16 protein-coding genes are annotated in these 18782 nt (G+C 66.3%); 8 read left to right on the forward strand and 8 right to left on the reverse strand.

Annotated features, from left to right (window positions below; genetic code table 11):
• Positions 1 to 142 precede the first annotated feature (142 nt).
• Positions 143 to 3598, reverse strand: coding sequence for a DUF3971 domain-containing protein (locus IPV08_RS01960; protein WP_207410486.1), 3456 nt, complete (start codon positions 3596 to 3598; stop codon positions 143 to 145).
• 169 nt (positions 3599 to 3767) lie between these two features.
• Between IPV08_RS01960 and IPV08_RS01965 the strand changes: the two genes are divergently transcribed.
• Both IPV08_RS01965 and IPV08_RS01970 read left to right on the forward strand, forming a co-directional pair.
• Positions 3768 to 4235: a peroxiredoxin gene (locus IPV08_RS01965; protein WP_207410487.1), complete on the forward strand. Its 468-nt coding sequence runs from the start codon at positions 3768 to 3770 to the stop codon at positions 4233 to 4235.
• A gap of 140 nt (positions 4236 to 4375) precedes the next feature.
• The gene (locus tag IPV08_RS01970; protein ID WP_348646059.1) at positions 4376 to 5611 is read left to right on the forward strand and encodes a M23 family metallopeptidase; all 1236 of its coding nucleotides are present in this window, start codon (positions 4376 to 4378) and stop codon (positions 5609 to 5611) included.
• Positions 5612 to 5638: 27 nt separating this feature from the next.
• On the opposite strand, the gene prfB is transcribed toward IPV08_RS01970, so the two are convergent.
• A protein-coding gene (prfB, locus tag IPV08_RS01975) for a peptide chain release factor 2 (protein ID WP_207410489.1) occupies positions 5639 to 6767 on the reverse strand; the annotation gives its coding sequence in 2 pieces (ribosomal slippage) (positions 5639 to 6697 and positions 6699 to 6767; 1128 coding nt in all).
• Positions 6768 to 6896: 129 nt separating this feature from the next.
• Between prfB and IPV08_RS01980 the strand changes: the two genes are divergently transcribed.
• On the forward strand, positions 6897 to 7322 hold the full coding sequence (locus tag IPV08_RS01980; RefSeq protein ID WP_246747738.1) for a DUF2809 domain-containing protein: 426 nt from the start codon (positions 6897 to 6899) through the stop codon (positions 7320 to 7322).
• A 3-nt stretch (positions 7323 to 7325) separates the two neighbouring features.
• On the opposite strand, the gene IPV08_RS01985 is transcribed toward IPV08_RS01980, so the two are convergent.
• Positions 7326 to 7646, reverse strand: coding sequence for a hypothetical protein (locus IPV08_RS01985; RefSeq protein ID WP_348646060.1), 321 nt, complete (start codon positions 7644 to 7646; stop codon positions 7326 to 7328).
• 223 nt (positions 7647 to 7869) lie between these two features.
• On the opposite strand from IPV08_RS01985, the gene IPV08_RS01990 reads away from it, so the two are divergent.
• Positions 7870 to 8163 (forward strand): hypothetical protein, encoded by a 294-nt coding sequence (locus IPV08_RS01990; RefSeq protein ID WP_056423812.1) that lies wholly within the window; start codon positions 7870 to 7872, stop codon positions 8161 to 8163.
• A 104-nt stretch (positions 8164 to 8267) separates the two neighbouring features.
• Here IPV08_RS01990 and IPV08_RS01995 read toward each other — a convergent pair whose 3' ends face one another.
• The 3 genes from IPV08_RS01995 to IPV08_RS02005 all read right to left on the reverse strand — a co-directional run bounded on the left by IPV08_RS01995 (position 8268) and on the right by IPV08_RS02005 (position 10304).
• Positions 8268 to 8480: a hypothetical protein gene (locus tag IPV08_RS01995; RefSeq protein ID WP_056423810.1), complete on the reverse strand. Its 213-nt coding sequence runs from the start codon at positions 8478 to 8480 to the stop codon at positions 8268 to 8270.
• Between the two features lie 127 nt (positions 8481 to 8607).
• Positions 8608 to 9825: an LL-diaminopimelate aminotransferase gene (locus IPV08_RS02000; protein WP_207410491.1), complete on the reverse strand. Its 1218-nt coding sequence runs from the start codon at positions 9823 to 9825 to the stop codon at positions 8608 to 8610.
• 107 nt (positions 9826 to 9932) lie between these two features.
• Positions 9933 to 10304, reverse strand: coding sequence for a hypothetical protein (locus IPV08_RS02005; RefSeq protein WP_056423807.1), 372 nt, complete (start codon positions 10302 to 10304; stop codon positions 9933 to 9935).
• Positions 10305 to 10418: 114 nt separating this feature from the next.
• Here IPV08_RS02005 and phaC point away from each other — a divergent pair, with 114 nt between their 5' ends.
• Entirely contained in the window at positions 10419 to 12221 is a 1803-nt protein-coding gene (gene phaC, locus IPV08_RS02010; protein WP_207410493.1) for a class I poly(R)-hydroxyalkanoic acid synthase, read from the forward strand.
• A 248-nt stretch (positions 12222 to 12469) separates the two neighbouring features.
• Here phaC and IPV08_RS02015 read toward each other — a convergent pair whose 3' ends face one another.
• Positions 12470 to 13786 carry an outer membrane protein transport protein gene (locus IPV08_RS02015; protein WP_246747739.1) on the reverse strand — a complete coding sequence of 439 codons (1317 nt, stop codon included), beginning with the start codon at positions 13784 to 13786 and terminating at the stop codon, positions 12470 to 12472.
• A 396-nt stretch (positions 13787 to 14182) separates the two neighbouring features.
• Between IPV08_RS02015 and IPV08_RS02020 the strand changes: the two genes are divergently transcribed.
• The 3 genes from IPV08_RS02020 to bioB all read left to right on the forward strand — a co-directional run bounded on the left by IPV08_RS02020 (position 14183) and on the right by bioB (position 17280).
• Positions 14183 to 15067, forward strand: a complete 885-nt coding sequence (locus tag IPV08_RS02020) for a fumarylacetoacetate hydrolase family protein (protein ID WP_207410496.1) — start codon at positions 14183 to 14185, stop codon at positions 15065 to 15067.
• Positions 15068 to 15176: 109 nt separating this feature from the next.
• A complete protein-coding gene (locus tag IPV08_RS02025) occupies positions 15177 to 16169 on the forward strand; it encodes a DUF808 domain-containing protein (RefSeq protein ID WP_207410498.1) in 993 nt (330 codons plus the stop codon).
• 91 nt (positions 16170 to 16260) lie between these two features.
• On the forward strand, positions 16261 to 17280 hold the full coding sequence (gene bioB, locus IPV08_RS02030) for a biotin synthase BioB (RefSeq protein WP_056423798.1): 1020 nt from the start codon (positions 16261 to 16263) through the stop codon (positions 17278 to 17280).
• A gap of 2 nt (positions 17281 to 17282) precedes the next feature.
• Here bioB and IPV08_RS02035 read toward each other — a convergent pair whose 3' ends face one another.
• Positions 17283 to 18743, reverse strand: a complete 1461-nt coding sequence (locus IPV08_RS02035) for a HAMP domain-containing sensor histidine kinase (protein WP_246747755.1) — start codon at positions 18741 to 18743, stop codon at positions 17283 to 17285.
• Between the last annotated feature and the right edge of the window lie 39 nt (positions 18744 to 18782).

The raw sequence follows: 18782 nt of genomic DNA on the forward strand, positions 1-18782 counted from the left end.
CGGCTTGGTTGGGCGACCCTGATCCTTCGGAGGCTGGCGGAGCCACCCCCACTCCTCCCCACAAGGCGGAGAGGGACGCGGTCTGCCTAAAAGCAGCTGTATGAATCCCGTAGCCCGAAGAGGGAGGACGTGGCCGGCTACCTCAGCGTTCGGTCTCTCCGGCGGAGGTCGCGCCGGGAAAGCCGTCATTCCCTCCGGCGCTGAACAGACGGCGCAGGATGCCGGGAGCCAGGGCGGAGAGCGGGTTCACACTCACATCCGGCTTGGACAGGCGGCCCGAGACCCGGAAATTCAGGGCGAACAGGCCCTCGTTGTTCCCACCGCCGAGAAGCTGTCCGAACAGCGGCAGGCGCGAGACGACGTTGTTCAGCCCGTAGAGCGGGACGAAGGTGCCGTTGATGTCGGCGCGTTCCTTGGCGGTGTCGAGATAGCCGCTCATGGTGAAGCCCATGGCGGCGTTGGAGATGGCGGCGTCGGTGAAGTCGACGCGGCTGCCGGTGCGGGTAAAGTTCGCCCGCAGACGGTCGAAATTCACGTCGTTGCCGGCATTCTGGATGATCTGCTTGCGGCCCTTGGCATCGACGACTTCGCTGGTCGCCGGACCCTGGGCCATGATGCTCGACAGGGCGGGCTCGTTGCGCAGCATGAAATCGCGGATCTGGACCACGCCGGTCTGCGGCCCATCGCCTAGGGTGCTGCCGAGGACGAGGCGCCCGCCATACATGCGCTTGTAGATATCGACGAAACGCAGGGTCGCCCCGGCATCGGTGGTCTCGATGTTGATCGAGGGATCGCTGCGACCCGAGCGGGACACCACGGCGGAGAAGCCAGCTCCGTTGAAGCGGCCCTGCAGGCGGCCCGAGCGGAAATCCTTGCCCTTCATCGAGAGCTTCGCGCTGGCGCCGGTCAGCGCCTCGCCGTTGAAACCGGTGATGATGCCTAAGCTGATATCGGCCTCGATCTCCTTGGACTGGTCCCGGCCGCTTTCCTTGCCGGCCTTGCCCTCCGGTGCTCCGAGCGACTTCATGAAGGGCCGCGCATCGGCCACGGCCCCTTTCACGCCCACCTTGTAGAGGTTGCCGCTGCGGTCGATCTGGATGCGCATGTCGTCGCCGGGCGAGAGCTTGAAGCTCGAAAGGTCGGCCCGGTCGAATTGCCCGTCGCCATTGATCGCCGCCGTGCCGCGCGCGCTGGCGCTGCCGGCATCGAGGACGATGTCGCGCAGGTCCATGGCCCCGCCCGGGCTGACCTCTGTCATGACGAAGCTGACGCGCCCCGGCTTGCCGGCCGGTTTGACGAAGCCCGGGATCAGGCCATCGATGGAGGCTCGGGACAGATCCGCTTCCATGCGGATGGGCGAGCGCGCCGGGCTCCCCTTTCCGATCGCGAGATTGATCTTTAGCGGGATCGGCCCGGCGAGTTGCGGGGCCACCGGCAGGCCTCGCCTCGCCCGCAGGGCTTCGTCGAGGAGGAGCGTCGCGTTGACCTCGCCCGGTGCGCCCGCCTTCGGTTGGCGCAGGTCGAGGGTGAGCGGCGAGCCGAGGACCCGGCCGTCGCCCTTCAGGGTGAAACCGCCCCGTTCGTAGGTAACGGCGAAGCGGCCGTTCTCCAGCTTCTCCTTACCGAAGGCCTTCTCGACGGCGAGGTCGTTCAGGGTTCCGGTGAGGCTCACGGGAAGGTCCGGCAATTCGGGGATGCGCTTGAGGTTGAGCGGGAAGTCGATGCGCAGATCGGCATTGCCCTTGACTGAGGCCGGGTCGATCTCGACCCCGGTGAGGTTCTTGAACATCTTGGTCTGGAGCAGGGCGACGAGGGCGTCCGCGCCGCCGCCGAGCTTGAGGCCGATCTGGGCGGTGACCGTGTCCGGCGTGATCTTCGGGATCACGAACGAGCCGTCCGTGATGTAGAGCGTCCGGTCGTCCGGCATCTTGATGTCGGCGGTGACGCCGCGGATGTTCGTGGTCAGGCCGGTGATGGTCCCCGTCACACGGCCGCGGCTCAGGGGGGGAGCGCCCTCGCTCACCGCCAGCGTGGCGTTAGAGACGGCGAAATCGATATGGATCGCGCTGTCCGGCATCGGCTCGCCACGCGTCGCGGCGGCAAGCTCACTGCCGCTCATGTCCACGGTGATGTCGACCTTGTCCACGAGGCCGCCTTGGAGGTTGTCCACCAGATACTCGCGGGCGGGCGGAGCGATATGCTCCGGCCACAGGCGCAGGGCCATGCGCCCATCGGTATGGGCCGCATTGATCTTCAGGGTGAGGCCGCCCTCGTCGGCGCTGGTGTCCACCGTACCGGTGACCCGGCCGGTGGCTCCACCGGCTCCCGCCACGGTGAACTCGTCGATGGACATGCCGCCATCCCGCCCCGTGACATGGGCCGAGAGCGCATCGAGCTTGACCGGCTTGTCGGTCCTGGCGGCGCCGCGCAGGATCGCATCCTTGCCCGCGAGGGCCAGGGTCCAGGCCGTGGGGCCCCCCACCGGGCTCGCGGTCCAGACGCCAGCGAGATGCACCGCGTTGCCGGCTCCGAGATAATCGATGCTGTCGAGGTTCAGGACCCGCTTGGCCTCGTCCCAACTGACCGAGGCGGTCAGGCTCTCGATGGTGACCGGGTTGAAGTCCTTTTCCTCGATGAGGAAATTGCCATCGCTGGTCTTCACCGTCGCTTTCAGGGTTTCGATCCGGCCCTGGTCGAGGCCTACTTCCGCTTTGGCCGAGACCTTCAGGTCGGTCTCGATCGGCAGTTTCGATTGCCCCGAGAGGAGGAGGAGATCGGTGACCGGCAGATCGTCCAGGGTGATGATGCCGTTGCGCTTTCCTTCGCCGCCTTCGTGCAGGTCACCGCCGAAGCGCCATTCCCCGTGAGGGCCGTCGATGCGCAGCTCGAACACGCGGGAGTCCCGCACCGCGTCGCGCCGGAACAGACCGTTCACATGCTCGAACACCCCGCGCTGGCGGGCGTCGTCGTCGATCAGCGTCAGGCGACCGTTCGTGATCCGCGCCCGGTCGAGGGCTCCGACCACGCCGGCCGGATCGAGGACGATGCCGAAGATCGAAGCGATGGCGGCCGAGATCGGCGACGAGGTTCCCCGGGCACTATCCACGCTGGGCAGCGTATGAGGCTCCGCCGCGGCATGGGCCGGATCGGAACCGGCGAAGGCGATGGACCCGTCACGGTGGACCAGGGCCGTCATCTGCAGATCACGGAACTCGATGGCTCGCGGCTGGACGGCGAGGCGGAGCAGACCCCAGGTATCCAGGCTCACCACCGCCATGGGAGCGCGTAGCACAAGGGCGCCGTCCGGATTGTGGATGTCGAGGCCGGCGACCTGAAGCGCCAGGGAATTCTCGGAATCGAGCTCGACGGTGCTGTCGCGCAGGTCCACCCGCCAGCCGGGGCCGATGCTGCCCGCGATGGCCGAGGCCACGCGTTCGGACATGCCGTCGATGCGCAGGGGACCGTTGGTCAGACGCCAGAACGCGCCGGAAACGGCGAGCGTCAGGGCGACCACGAGCACGACCGAGCACCATAGCAGCGGGCGCCGCCGGCGGCGCGACCTGCCCCGTCGCAAACCTGTGGCCGTGTCCTGGTTCATCGATCCTTGAGCCGCTGGATCGGACGGGCCGCTCACGCTATCGAGCGGGTGTCCGGGATTCGGGGTTGCCTTGACCCGGCAATCTTTCGGTCCTCAGCCGAGGGGTTACGTGCACCCCCCGATCAACGCCTCTTGTGGCACACTATCAATCGGCCGAAAGGAAGGCATCATGCCTCTCGACACCGGAGATCACGCTCCCGCCTTCACGTTGCCCGGAGCGGGCGGCGCGGAGATCAGTCTCGATGCGCTCTTGGGTCGCAAGGTCGTACTCTATTTCTACCCCAAGGACGATACCAGCGGGTGCACCCTGGAGGCGCAGGGGTTCAACGCTCTTGGCGACGCCTTTGCGGAAGCCGGTGCCGTCGTGGTGGGCGTTTCACCCGATTCGGTGAAGAGCCATGACAAGTTCCGGGCCAAATACGACCTGACCTTCCCGCTCGCCTCGGACGAGAGCAAGGCGATGCTCGAAGCCTACGGCGTGTGGGTCGAGAAGAGCATGTACGGCCGCAAATATATGGGCGTCGAGCGCACCACGTTGCTGATCGACGCGGAGGGCCGCATCGCCCGGATCTGGCCGAAGGTGAAGGTTCCCGGCCATGCCGAGGAGGTCCTGGCGGCCGCGCGCGCCCTCGCCTGAAAGCTGTCCCCCTTCGGCATCATGGCTAATCCCCTGACGCGCGATTTTGCGCTTCTTTAACCCTGATCCCCTCCAATGGCGCGAGTTGGATTGGGGTTGCCCGTATGCGCCTGTCGTCACCTATCGCCGGAGGGTTGCGCTTGCCGAAAGCCGGGCGGCGCCTCGTGCCGACTTTGGCCTGCGGGCTGGCGATCGCCACGCTCTGGGCTGGGGGCGCCACGTGGTACCTGGTGTTCCACGACGAGGTGCTGGCCCGGTTCGTGTCCCAGCAGACCGCCCTCCAATACGGGTACGAGGAGCGGATCGGAGCCCTCAGGCTTCAGCTCGACCGGACGACGATGGAGCATCTGGCGACGCGTGAGGGCATCGCCGCGCGCATCGCCGATCTCTCGCAACGTCAGGCCGCGCTGGAGAAGCGTCAGGCCCAGCTCGCGCTTCTCGCCGGCGAGGCGCAACGCCCAATGATCGCCGCCGACCAGATCGGCGCCGACGATCCAGTCGAGACCGGGGCCCTCGGCTATGCCGGTCCGGTGGCCGATCCCGTTGCCAAGTCGTTTGCTGCGCCATTGCCCAAGTCGGTGCCGAAGCCGTTTCCCACTCCGGATGCACTCGAACTGCGCTCGCGCGACACTGACGGACAGCCCGGCCGCCAATCCCTGCGGAAGAGCGAGCAGGTTCTGGCGGCGCTCGACCAGCGCCTCGATCGACTGGGGGCGGACCAGATCCGAACCCTGGACGGGTTGGGCGTGCGCGCGATCCGTGGGTCCCAGCGCCTGCGCGACATCGTGTTCCGGGCCGGCCTCGACCCGCAGCGTTTCGAGCGCCAGCGCGAGGCGGGCATTGGCGGGCCGCTCGTGCCGCTCTCTGCCGATCCGTTCGGCATCGCGGTCGGACAGGTTCAGCGGGCTCTCGGCGAGGAAGACCGCCTGCGCCGCATCGCATCCGCCCTCCCCGTCCGGCAGCCCCTGACCGGCAAGTACAGCCTGTCGAGCGGTTTCGGACCGCGCCTCGATCCGTTCACACGCGGGCTCGCCCTGCATACCGGCCTCGATATGAAGGCCGAGTTCGGGGAAAGCGCGCGCGCGACGGCGGCCGGCCGGGTGACGGTCGCAGATTACAGCGGCGGCTATGGCAACATGGTCGAACTCGACCACGGCAACGGGCTCGTCACCCGCTACGCCCATCTCTCGTCGGTCTCGGTCGGGCCCGGAGAATGGGTCGAGGCCGAAGCCGCCATCGGCCGCGTCGGCTCCACCGGACGCTCGACGGGAAGCCACCTGCATTACGAGACGAGAATCGACGGCGAGCCCGTGGACCCGCTGCGTTTCCTGCGCGTCCTCAGCGGATCGGACGCGCAGTTCCTCGCCGCCCGCTAGGAGCGCACATCTGAAGGCAAGCGAGGATCAGTCGATGTCCTCGACCTCGCCGGCTCCGCCATAGACGCGCTGGGCCAGCGACGCTTCCATGAAGGGATCGAGCGCACCGTCCAGCACTCCATCGGGATCGGTCGACTGGGTGCCCGTGCGCAGGTCCTTCACCAGCTGATACGGCTGCAGCACGTAGGACCGGATCTGGTGGCCCCAGCCGATATCGGTCTTGGCCGCGTTCTCGGCATTGGCCTTCTCTTCGCGCTTCTTGAGCTCGGCCTCGTACATCCGGGCGCGCAGCATGTTCCAGGCGGTGGCCCGGTTCTTGTGCTGGGACCGCTCCTGCTGGCACGCCACCACGATCCCGGTCGGGTTGTGGGTGATGCGCACGGCCGAATCGGTGGTGTTCACGTGCTGGCCACCGGCGCCCGACGAGCGATAGGTGTCGATGCGGCAATCCGATTCCTTGATCTCGATGACGATGCGGTCATCGATCACCGGATAGACCCGGACGCTGGCGAAGCTGGTATGCCGGCGCGCGCTGGAATCGTAAGGCGAGATCCGAACGAGGCGGTGAACGCCGGATTCCGTCTTGAGCCAGCCATAGGCGTTGTGGCCCTTGACCATGAGCGTGGCGCCCTTGATCCCGGCCTCGTCGCCATCCGACCATTCGACGATGTCGACCTTGTACTTCCGGCGCTCGGCCCAGCGGCCGTACATGCGCTGGAGCATGTTCGCCCAGTCCTGGCTCTCGGTGCCACCGGCCCCGGCATGGACCTCGACATAGGTGTCGAGGCCATCGGCTTCGCCGGACAGGAGGGTCTCGATCTGGCGGCGCGCAGCTTCCTTCTCGACGGCGCGAACGCCATTCTCGCCTTCCAGAATGGTATCCTGGTCGCCTTCCATCTCGCCGAGCTCGATCAGCGTGACGGCATCGTCCAGATCCTGCGCGAGTTTCCTGATCGCAGCCACGGCCTCTTCGAGGGCGCCGCGTTCACGCATGACCTTCTGCGCCGCCTCCGCATCGTTCCAGAGGTCGGGGTTCTCGGAAGCCGCATTCAGCTCCGCGAGTCGTTTCTCGACGGTATCCCAGTCAAAGATGCCTCCTCAGCAGTCCGATCGACTGCTTGGCGGCATCCGAGAGTTGTTCGATCTCGGCGCGCATCTGGTGTTTCGGCTCGTGGTAAAGGTATGGGGCTCGGCGTGTGAGCGCGGGTGATACCGAGACGCCTGCCCGGTGTAAACGGCGGCGCCCGTCTTCCTTATCCGTCACGATCCGACACGCTGCGAACGCATGGCGCCACACATCGCTTCCAGACCCACCGCCCGCATGCGGACACGCGCGCTCTATCTCGCGGCTGGCCTGGCCGTCATCGGCGCGGGATTGACCCTCCGCTTCGTCCCTGTCGGACTGCCCTCGGGGATCGTAAAATACGGCGGCTCAGCCCTATGGGGCGCCATGGTCTATTGCCTGGTCGCGGTGCTGCTGCCGGGCCGGCGCACGAGGGCTATTCTCATCGTTGCCGGGACGATCGCCCTCTTGGTCGAACTCTCCCGCCTCATCCATACGCCAGCGCTCGACGCTTTCAGGCTGACGCTCGCCGGTGCTCTTTTGCTCGGACGGATCTTCTCGCCCTGGAACCTCGTCGCCTATGCGGCGGGCCTCGCCGCGTCGGCCCTCGTGGATCGTCTGGTCAGATCGCGGGCGGATGGAGAATAGAGGTCAGCGCCCGTAGGCGGGGGGCGCGACGCGCGCCGGGGCCAGGACGAATTCGTGCGGCCGCTTGCGTCCGTTCAGCGGACCTTCCGTCGGTGAATCCTCGAAATAGCTGTTGCCGCTGAGGCCGAACCCTCCGCCATTCATGACGCTCGGCACGGGAATCGCGCGCGCATCGTCAGGGACGGGACGGCCCGTCGCCCGGTCCGTCGGCAGGATGTAGGGGCCATGCGAGGCCGTATAGGAGGTCTGGGCGACCGCGCCGGTGGCGACGGACAGGCCGAGGCCGATCAGGCCGGCGGCGGCGAATGTCGAGAGATGCTGCACGGGTCGCTCCGTCGCGGTGTTCACATGCGGCCGCGGCCGCTCTTGCTCCTACCATGACTCAGGAGAGGTTGCCTGTCCGTGTCATTGGCGCGCCAAGCCGCAACTTTTTCACGTCCGCCCGCCGGGCTCGGGATGGGCGTCCGATCCCTGGGGCAACCGAGCCGGACGCGCCGCGTTGACCTGCCAAGCGCGATCTTCAAGCGCATCCAGCAAGGAGCCCAACGTGACCGCCATCAAGATTTCTGCCGCCGCTGCCGCAATGGTCGTTGCCCTGTCCGGTGCCGCCTTCGCACAGACCGGCATGCCCGAGAGCCACGGCACCAATGCCGCCGGTTCGAAGTCGGGTGTCGTGGGCAAGGGGGACAGCCTCGAGGCCGGCCCGGCGACCACCGGAACCGCGACCGCGCCGGGTGCCCGCACGGCACCGGGCAATGCCATGCCGGCCACTCCCGGTATGACGACCAACGATCCGAGCGCGGCACCGCGCCCCGTGAGCCCGGCGCCGGCCGCCCGCTGAGGCAAGGTTCGACCGGTGTAGGAAAGGGCTGATCGCCCTTTGAAAAGAAAAGGCCGGAGCGATGCTCCGGCCTTTTTCATGAAAGGGTGCTCCGTCCGGGCGGATCAGCCCTTGGAACGAAGCACGACCTGCGGCTCGCGATGAACCGGTTCGCAATTGCTGACGACCGCATTCAGGACGAAGGGCCGGGAATCGCAGACATAGCTCAGGCCCGGCTCGGGCGCGGGAACGGGGTCACGCGCGACGATCGGGTTCGGCGCGCAAGCACCGGCCGATCCGGCCAGCAGCAGCGCGACGGTCAGGGTCAATCCGCGCATACGATCCTCGGTGGCAGGCGACATTCCGCGACCCTGCTCACCGGGACGGCATGTGACAAGCACATGAGAGGGTCACCGGCCGCTTTGGCGCGACCTGTCTCCTCCCCGCAACATCGTCTCCGATGCGTCAGCCCGCTTTGGTCAACGGCACGACGTTGTGCAGCGTGCGGTCGGACGTCTCGAAGAAACGGCGAATATTGCGGGCCGCCTGACGGATGCGCTGCTCGTTCTCGACCAGCGCGATACGGACGTAATTGTCGCCGTGTTCGCCGAAACCGATACCCGGCGCCACCGCGACGTCCGACTTCTCGAGAAGCAGCTTGGAGAATTCCAGGCTGCCGAGGCTCTGATACTTTTCCGGAATCGGCACCCAGGCGAACATCGAGGCCGACGGGCTCGGGATCTTCCAGCCGGTCTTGTCGAACGACTCGATCAGCGCGTCCCGGCGCTTCTTGTAGATGCCGCGCATCTCGACGATGCAATCCTCCGGCCCGTTCAGGGCGGCCGTGGCCGCGACCTGGATCGGCGTGAAGGCGCCGTAATCGAGGTAGGATTTCACGCGGGTCAGCGCCGCAAGCAGGCGCTCGTTGCCGACAGCGAAGCCCATGCGCCAGCCGGCCATGGAGAAGGTCTTCGACAGCGACGTGAACTCCACCGTGCAATCGATCGCGCCCGGCACTTCCAGAACGGAGGGCGGCGGCTCGCCGTCGAAATAGACCTCCGCATAGGCGAGGTCCGACAGGATGACGATTTCGTGGCGCTTGGCGAAGGCGACGAGGTCCCGGTAGAAATCGAGGCTCGCGACGTAGGCCGTGGGGTTTGAGGGGTAGCAGACCACGATCGCCACCGGCTTCGGGATCGAGTGCTGCATGGCCTTTTCCACGGCCGGGAAGAAGGCCGGGGTCGGCTCGGCTGGCACAGAGCGGATCACGCCGCCCGCCATCAGGAAGCCGAAGGCGTGGATCGGGTAGCTCGGATTCGGCACCAGCACGACGTCGCCAGGCGCGGTGATCGCCTGCGCCATGTTGGCGAAGCCCTCCTTGGAGCCCAACGTCGCCACCACCTGCGTGTCGGGGTTAAGGCTCACGCCGAAGCGGCGCTTGTAATAATTCGCCTGGGCGCGGCGCAGACCCGCGATGCCCTTCGAGGACGAATAGCGGTCCGTGCGCGGCCGGCCGGCCGTCTCCACCAGCTTGGCGATGACATGACGCGGGGCGTCGAGATCGGGATTGCCCATGCCGAGATCGATGATGTCGGCGCCATTGGCGCGCGCCTGGGCCTTGATCCGGTTGACCTGCTCGAACACGTAGGGGGGCAGGCGCTTGATGCGGTGAAAATCGGTCATGGGCTTCACGGGGTCCGATGCGCGAATCGCATGATTCGCGCGTTCAAAACTGTCATCACTCTGACGTGGTCGGCCTGTCTACCATTTCGGCGGCCCGGAGCCGACCGTTATTGTGCAGGCTGGATCTGGCCGGTGGCGCGGGCGGCGCTCTCGGCGGCGCGGCCCTTGGCCTCGTTACGCCCACGAGCGCCCATCAGATCGTTCTCCAAACTCTTGGTCCCCTCGGCGGTGCGGGCGCTGATGGGTCTGGCGGGCGCCGCGACGCCGACGGGCAGGTAATCGGCGTCGGTCTTGCGGGACTGCACCACGAAGTCGGGAGCCTTCACATCCTTCGGCCCTCCGCCGGCGAGCGTATAGGCGCCGCGCATGGCGTTGAGGTCGCCGGAGCATCCTCCTGCGGCGAGAAGTCCGCCGAGGACGAGGGCGAAGCGCGGAGCAAAGCCGCACCGCCTGTGATTCCGTGATGAAGGCTCTGACATAATGACCTGAAACGTAAGCCGCGCCCTGGCGGAAAGTCGAGGTGCCGCGTTAATTTGTCGAGAACGAGGACGGTTCGGCCGGGCCGTCCCACGGAATAGAGGGGAAATCCACGCGTGACGACCGACAGGACGACACCGCTTCCCGATATCGACGCCTTGTCCCGCAACGCGACGTTGCTGATCGAGGAGTTCACCCGGACGGCCGGCGCCTACATGAAGCCGATCAGCCAGGCTGACCCGCTCGACCCCGAACTGGCCAAGCCCCCGGAAGAGGTCAACGACGTCGTCAAGACCCTCGGCACCGTCGCCGAGCGTTGGATGGTCGATCCGCAGAAGTCCCTCGAAGCCCAGAAGAAGCTCAGCGACGCGTTCATTACCCTGTGGGGCTCGACCTGGCATCGACTCCAGGGCGAGGAGGCCCCGCCCGTGGCTTTGCCCGAGGCGAAGGACAACCGCTTCAAACATGCGGAATGGTCCACCAACCCGATCTTCGACTTCATCAAGCAGAGCTACCTCATCACCTCCCGCTGGGCGGAAGAACTCGTCGACGAGGCCGACGGGATCGACGAGCATACGCGCCACAAGGCGCAGTTCTACCTTCGGCAGATCGTCGGCGCGCTCTCGCCCTCCAATTTCGTGATGACCAATCCCGAACTGATTCGGCACACGCTGCAGGAGAACGGCGCCAATCTCGTGCGCGGCATGAAGATGCTCGCGGAGGATATCGAGGCTGGCAAAGGTCAGCTGCGCGTCCGCCAGACCGATCCGTCCGGGTTCGAGGTCGGCGTCAACGTCGCCGTGTCCCCCGGCGAGGTGGTGTTCCGCAACGACCTGATGGAACTCATCCAGTATTCGCCGACCACCGAGACGGTGCTGAAGCGCCCGTTCCTGATCGTGCCGCCCTGGATCAACAAGTTCTACATCCTCGATCTCAATCCGTCGAAAAGCCTCATCGGCTGGATGGTGTCGCAGGGCCTCACGGTCTTCTGCATCTCGTGGGTGAACCCCGACGAGCGCCATGCCGACAAGGATTTCGAGAGCTACATGCGCGAGGGCATCGAGGCGGCTATCGACGCGATCGGTGTCGCCACCGGCGAGAGCGAGGTCGCGGCGGCAGGATATTGCGTCGGCGGCACTCTGTTGGCGGTGACCCTGGCCATGCAGGCGGCCACCGGCAACAAGCGGATCAAGAGCGCCACCTTCCTGACGACGCAGGTGGATTTCACCCATGCCGGCGATCTGAAGGTCTTCGCCGACGAGGAGCAGATTCGCGGCATCGAAGCCCGCATGAAGAAACGCGGCTACCTCGAAGGCTCCGGCATGGCGGCCGCCTTCAACATGCTGCGCCCGAACGACCTGATCTGGTCCTACGTGGTCAACAACTACGTGAAGGGGCAGACGCCCTCGGCCTTCGACCTCCTCTACTGGAACGCGGACGCCACGCGGATGCCGGCGGCCAACCATTCGTTCTACCTGCGCAATTGCTACCTCGATAACACCCTCGCTCAAGGCCGCATGATCCTCGGGAACGTGCGTCTCGACCTGAAGAAGGTTAAGGTGCCGATCTTCAACCTCGCCACCCGCGAGGATCACATCGCCCCCGCCATCTCGGTCTTCGAAGGGTCGTCGAAGTTCGGCGGGCCGGTCGACTACGTGCTGGCCGGGTCGGGTCACATCGCCGGCGTGGTCAACCCGCCTTCCAAGCCGAAATACGGGTACTGGACCGGCGGGGCGGCCAAAGGACGCCTGGAGGAGTGGATTTCGGCGGCGACCGAGCACAAGGGGTCGTGGTGGCCCTACTGGTTCGAATGGCTGGAGAAGCAGGCCCCCGCCCGCGTGCCTGCCCGGATTCCGGGAGAAGGAGGCCTCGCCTCCCTCGGGCCGGCGCCCGGGACCTATGTCCGCATGAAGGCGTGATCGGATCGAATGGCCGAGTCGAGAACGGGATCGTCGGTGGCTCGTGCGGCCGGCTGACAAGTGTTCGACTGCCTTTTTTCGAATCCCCGTCACCTCATTCTGAGGTGACGGAGCGTAGGCTTTGAGGGAGCCCTCCAGTTCGCGCAACGGTGTCTGGAGGGCTCCTTCGGGGCGGCTATCGCTGCACCTCAGGATGAGGTCGAGGGGGGAAGATCTCCTCAAAGCCGCGGTGTTGCGGTCGAGGACCCTCAGAATTTCCGCACCAGCGGCGCGGGAGCGATCGGAGCGGCCGGCGTTCCGAAGACGTAGCGGAAGCCCACTGAAACGATGTCCGCGCTGCCGCTCGTATCGGCCGCTAAGGGGATGTCGCGGAAGTTGTAGTCGCGGCCCGGCCCAGCGAGGAGCTTCGAATCGCCCACGAGGAAGAGGTGGGAATAGGCGATGTTCAGGGTCAGCTTCTCGCTCCAGCGATAGCTGCCGCCGAGCGAGACGTTGAAGCGGTCGCTGTCGGGCAGCCGCACCGAGCGGTTCGAGAAATCGATGGGCGATTGTTCGTAGGCGAGACCGGCCCGAACGGTAAGGGCCGGCGACCAATCGTACTCGCCGCCGACGGAATAGGTGTAGCCGTCCTTGTAGTTCAGGGGCAGCGTGGTCGCGATGCCGCCGGTGGTGCGGCCGACGATGCCGACATCGCCGAGCCTCGACCAATTGTCCCACTCGAAACCGAGATTGATACGGGCGACCGGGCTGACGGCCTGGGTCAGGCCGACGCTCAGCTTTTCCGGGGTGTTGAGGTTGGCGGTCACCTGCTGGCTCAGGAAGGCCGCCGGCCCCGGCAATAGGAAGGCACCTTCGATGTCGTGATGCACGGAGGAGCGATAGCCGACGCCCAAAGCCGTCCCGGCCCAGGGGGTGATGAGCACGCCCGCCGTGAAGCCGACGCCCCAGGATTCCCCCTTGAGCGACGCGTTGGGGGCGATGAGCGGGCTGAAGGAGAGCGGGAAGGCTTGGCGAAGGGTCAGCCGGAAATACTCGATGTTCGGCCCGGCGGCGATCGAGAGCCACTCGTTGACCTTGAAGCCGATGGTCGGGTTGAAAGAGAGCGAGAAGATGCGGCTCGACCGTCCATAGACTTCGCCCGCCCAATCGTCGCGGGGCTTGGTCACGAGGCCGAACGGAGCGCCGGTTTGGATACCGATCCAGAGCCGGTCGGTGAGCTGATAGGAGGTGGCGCCGGCCGGGATCACGGCTCCCTGGCCGATATCGCCGCTGCCGCCCAGTGGCGCGAATAACGGCGAGGTGCCGTCGGTCGGGGTGATCTTGGAGGAGAGGTTGATGAAGCTGAGATTCTGCTCGCTGACCCAGCCGGGGTTCATGGTGATCGTGGCCGGGTTCCAGAACATCGACGAGACGCCACCGGAGCCGGACGCCGCACCGGCGAAAGCCTGACCTTGGGCAAGGGTGCTCTGTTCGCGGATACCGAACGCGCCGGCCAGGGCTCCCCCCGCCGTCAGGGTCAGGAGCGCGGTAGAAATTCCCGCCAGAGCCGCGTTGCGAATCGTCATGGCCATGTCCTCTTCCCGACCCTTGCTTACGATGCTCGGATTTACCGTGGAGTGATCCCCGGCCCGCATCTTGAGCAGAAGAGTGCCGTTCTTGGCCGGTCTATGCAATCCATGTTAGTTGAGGTGTTAATCGTTTCCTAATTTGAGATTTACTTTGAAGATGCATTCGATGACATCATCGGCCTGTGTCACCGAAAAGCATCGCGGTAGATGGTTCACATCTAAACTGTCGGATTTACGTATCGGCGTTCATGCAAGAAAATGCGTATTCTGGCGGGTTTCCCGAGCGGTGTATGAATTATGCAACATGCGCCTGTCCGGCCTCTACACCTTGCCAGGGACGGTGGTGGAACCGATCTCAGTGCCAGTCCATCGATCGAAGGGGAGTGAGAGCCGATGAAGCTGGTGCGTCATGGTGATGTGGGCGACGAGAAGCCGGGTCTGATCGATGCTCAGGGCGGATTGCGGGATCTGTCCGGTGTCCTGCGCGATATTTCCGGTTCCGCCCTCGCGACGACGTCGCTGGAGCGGCTGCGGTCCGTCGATCCCGAAACCTTGCCGCTCCTGTCGCCGGAGACACGCCTCGGTCCTTGTGTCGGCGGAACGCGCAACTTCATCGCCATCGGGCTGAACTATACCGATCACGCGGCGGAGATCGGCGCGGATATCCCGGCCGAGCCGATCGTCTTCAACAAGGCGCCGTCCTGCATCTCCGGTCCCAACGACCGGGTCATTCTGCCGAAAGGGTCGGCCAAGACGGATTGGGAGGCGGAGCTCGCCATCGTCATCGGCGCACGTGCATCCTACGTCCATGCCAACGAGGCTTTGTCCTATGTGGCCGGCCTCTGCCTCTGCAACGACGTCTCCGAGCGGGAGTACCAGTTCGATCGCGGCGGGACATGGAGCAAGGGCAAGGGCTGCCCGACTTTCGGCCCCCTCGGGCCCTGGCTGGTGACGCTGGACGAGATCCCCGACCCGGCGGCCCTCGACATCTGGCTCGACGTGAATGGCGAGCGGATGCAGACGGGGTCGACCTCGAGGATGATCTTCGACGTCGCCCAGATCGTCGCCTATCTCTCGCATTTCATGATGCTGGAGCCGGGCGACGTGATCACCACGGGAACACCCCCTGGCGTCGGCATGGCGCGCAAGCCTCCGCGTTTCCTCAAGAGCGGGGACGTGATGACCCTCGGCGTCACCGGCCTCGGTGAGCAGCGGCAGGAAATCGTCGCCTTCGACGATTGGACCGCGAAGGTCGCGGCCGGCGAACCGACTCATTGAAACGGGGCGGGGATCGAAATCCCCGCTCGCTCGTCTCCTCTGCTAGAGGCAGCTTGGCCGGTAACCTGCGTCGCGCGGCCCGGCCCATGGCAGTTGGAAGGACCTAATCTTGAGCATCGGACTGATCGCCCTCCTCGACGACATCGCGGGGCTCGCCAAAGTCGCGGCCGCTTCCCTCGACGACGTCGCCGGGCAAGCCGCCAAGGCCGGTGCGAAGGCGGCGGGGGTCGTCATCGACGACGCCGCCGTGACGCCGCGCTACGTCGTGGGCTTCGCGGCCGAGCGCGAATTGCCGATCGTGGGCAAGATCGCCATCGGTTCGCTGCGCAACAAGATGCTGTTCCTGCTGCCGGCGGCCCTGCTGCTGCAGGCCTTCGCCCCTTGGGCCATCACCCCGCTGCTGATGCTCGGCGGGGCCTACCTCTGCTACGAGGGCACCGAGAAGGTCTACGAGGCGCTGTTCCCGCACAAGGCGCATGCGCATGAGGCCAAGCTCGACGCCGATGCCGGCGACGGCGCGGCTCTGGAAGCGCGCAAGGTCTCCAGCGCGATCAAGACGGATTTCATCCTGTCGGCCGAGATCATGGCGATCTCCCTGGCCTCCCTTCCCGAAGGCAGCATCTGGACGAAGGCGATCGTGCTCGCGGTCGTCGCCATCGGCATCACGGTCTTTGTCTATGGCGGCGTGGCGCTCATCGTGAAGGCGGACGATGCCGGGGTCGCGATGGCGAAGAACAATTCGACGTCCGTGTTCGGCAGCGCGATCCGCGGCTTCGGCCGTGCCCTGGTCAAGGGCATGCCGGTCTTCCTGCAGCTTCTGGCCATCATCGGCACAGCCGCGATGATCTGGGTCGGCGGCGGCATCCTCGTCCATGGTCTCGAAGGTTACGGCCTGCCCCAGGTCGCCCACGTGATCCACGAAGCCGCTGCTGGCAGCGCGAAGATGGTGCCGCCGGTTGGGGCCATCGTCGAATGGATCGTCACCGCCATCGGCTCCGGCATCGTCGGTCTGGTGGTCGGGGCTGCGCTGATTCCGATTACCAGTTACCTCATCGCCCCCCTCTGGTCGGGCCTGTCGGGGTTGCGCGGCAAGACGGCGTGAGGGGGCTATCCTGGCCGGCCTGAAGCCAAATGCACCGGGGCATGCGGCCGGCCCGGCTTGATTTTCCGGCGAAGATTCGCCTCATGGGGCCATGACTGACACCGTGGCCCCCCTCGCCCCCTTCCCCGCCACCGAGATCCCTGCGATCCGGCACGATTGGACCGTGGCGGAGATCCAGACGATCCACGACCTGCCGCTCCTCGACCTCGTGTTCCGGGCGGCACAGGTCCACCGCGCGCATAACGACCCGGCCGATATCCAGCGCGCCGCCCTGCTGTCGATCAAGACCGGCGCCTGTCCGGAGGATTGCGCCTATTGCCCACAATCGGCGCATCACAAGGGCACCGGCCTGCCGCGTGAGCGCCTGATGGCGGTGGACAAGGTGCTGAAGGAGGCCGCCGCCGCGAAAGCCGCCGGGGCCCATCGTTTCTGCATGGGTGCCGCCTGGCGCCAGCCCAAGGACGGGCCGGAATTCGATGCGGTCCTCTCCATGGTGCGCGGTGTCCGCGGCCTCGGAATGGAAGCCTGCGTCACGCTCGGCATGCTCACCCCGTCCCAGGCCGGGCGCCTCGCCGAGGCCGGGCTGACCTCCTACAACCACAACCTCGATACCGGCCCGGATTTCTACGGCGACATCATCTCGACGCGGACCTACGAGGATCGCCTCAACACCCTTCAGAACGTGCGCGATGCCGGGATCGGCGTCTGCTGCGGCGGCATCGTCGGCATGGGCGAGGGCGTGAAGGACCGCGCGGCGATGCTCCAAGTGCTCGCCAACCACGCCCCCCATCCCGAGAGCGTTCCGATCAACGCCCTGGTGGCCGTCGAGGGGACACCTCTCGAGGACCGTCCGCCCGTGGACCCGCTCGATCTCGTCCGGATGTGCGCCACCGCCCGCATCGTCATGCCGAAGGCGCGTGTGCGTCTCAGCGCCGGCCGCAAGGGGCTCACCCGAGAAGCGCAGATCCTATGCTTCCTCGCCGGCGCGAACTCGATCTTCTACGGTGAGCGTCTTCTCACCACGGCCAATAACGAGACCGACGCCGATGCGGAACTGCTTCGCGACATCGGCATCACCGTGCCGGGCCTGACCCTGGCGGCGGCGGAATAAGCTCAGAGCGAAATTGGCGCGCGGTCCGGGATCACGATCCGGAAGCGGGCGCCCTCGCCTTCCTGCGTCTGATCGAGGGTGAGACGCCCGCCCTGAAGCTGGATCAACTCGGCGGCGATCGGCAGGCCGAGCCCCGTCCCCCCCGCGCGCATCGACCCCTCGAAGGGCGCGAACAGGTTCGCTCGCGCCCGTTCGGGAAGCCCGGGTCCGTTATCCGAGACGACAACGGTCAGGTTTCCCGAACCCGGCTTACCGTGGCGGCTGGCCTCGATCTCGATGACCGGATCGGGCGCTCCGGCTTTCTCGGCGCCCATGGCCTGCACGGCGTTGCGCACGATGTTGGTGAGCGCGCGCGAGAACTGGTCCGGATCGATCTCCACCTCGATATCCGGCTCGCAGACGACGCGGATCGTCACGCGTGACGCGTCGTCGAGCCTCGCCAGATCGGACAGTTCGGCCAGCAGCGGTGCGAGCTGGATTGTGCGCCGCTGCGGCATTGCCTCGGTCGCCCGACCATAGGCCAAGGTCTCCTCGCAGAAACGGATCGCCCGGCCGAGCGTGGCGAGGAGGCGGGGGGCGATACGCTCCACCGCCGGGTCGGACACCGCCTCGAGACGGTCTCCGAGCAGCTGGGCGGTGGTGAGGAGGTTGCGCAGCTCGTGGTTGATCTTGCTCACCGACAGGCCAAGCTCGGCGAGGCGGCGCTTCTGGCGTAGCTCGCCCGCGAGCGCCGTCTCCATACGGGCGAGGGCCACCTCAGCGTGGCCGATCTCGTCGGTCCTGCGCGAGGGCGTGATGATGCGGTCGCTCCCCTGGGGATCGTCCGCGAATTCCGTGATGTTGCGGGCGAGGCGCCGAACCGGGCGAACGATGATCCGCTGCAGCATCAGGAAGACGAGGCCGGCCACCGTGGCGGCGATCGCCAGCGACGAGAGCAGCAGACGATCGGCGAAGTCGATCAGCGCCTCGCGCAGGGGCGCTTCGTCGAGCAGGATCTCCACGAGGTCGAATCCGTCCCGCCCATGGCCAATGACCCGGATCGGACCCTGATTCTCGGAGAAGACGGTCCGCCATGCCCCCCCGATGGAGGTGATCCAGTCATGCGAGCGCAGGTCGACATGGCCGGTGACCTCCGACGGCACGGCGTCCACCGCGAGCAGGCGGCGTGTCCCGTCGCCACGAACCGCGATGGCACTGGCACCGACACCCTTCAGAAGATGCCGGGCCAGTTCATCCGAGACATGCTGATCCGGCGAGGCATCGAGGACGAGAGCGGCGATCTGCGCGGCGGCGATCCGGTCCGACAGCCACATGCGCCGGTAATTCGCGACGGTGGGCACGTAGATCAGGATTTCGACGAGGGCGACGAAGGCGATGGTCACGAGGAACAGCCGGCCCGACAGGCCGAGATGTCGGCCGATCCCCGCCCGAGCCTCCGCTGCGACGGGGACAGGTGTTTCCATGTCGGCGCGTGGCGTCGCGTCCATCACGGGGTCCCGATC

Source organism: Methylobacterium sp. SD274 (assembly GCF_017355285.1).
Taxonomy (GTDB): Bacteria; Pseudomonadota; Alphaproteobacteria; order Rhizobiales; family Beijerinckiaceae; genus Methylobacterium.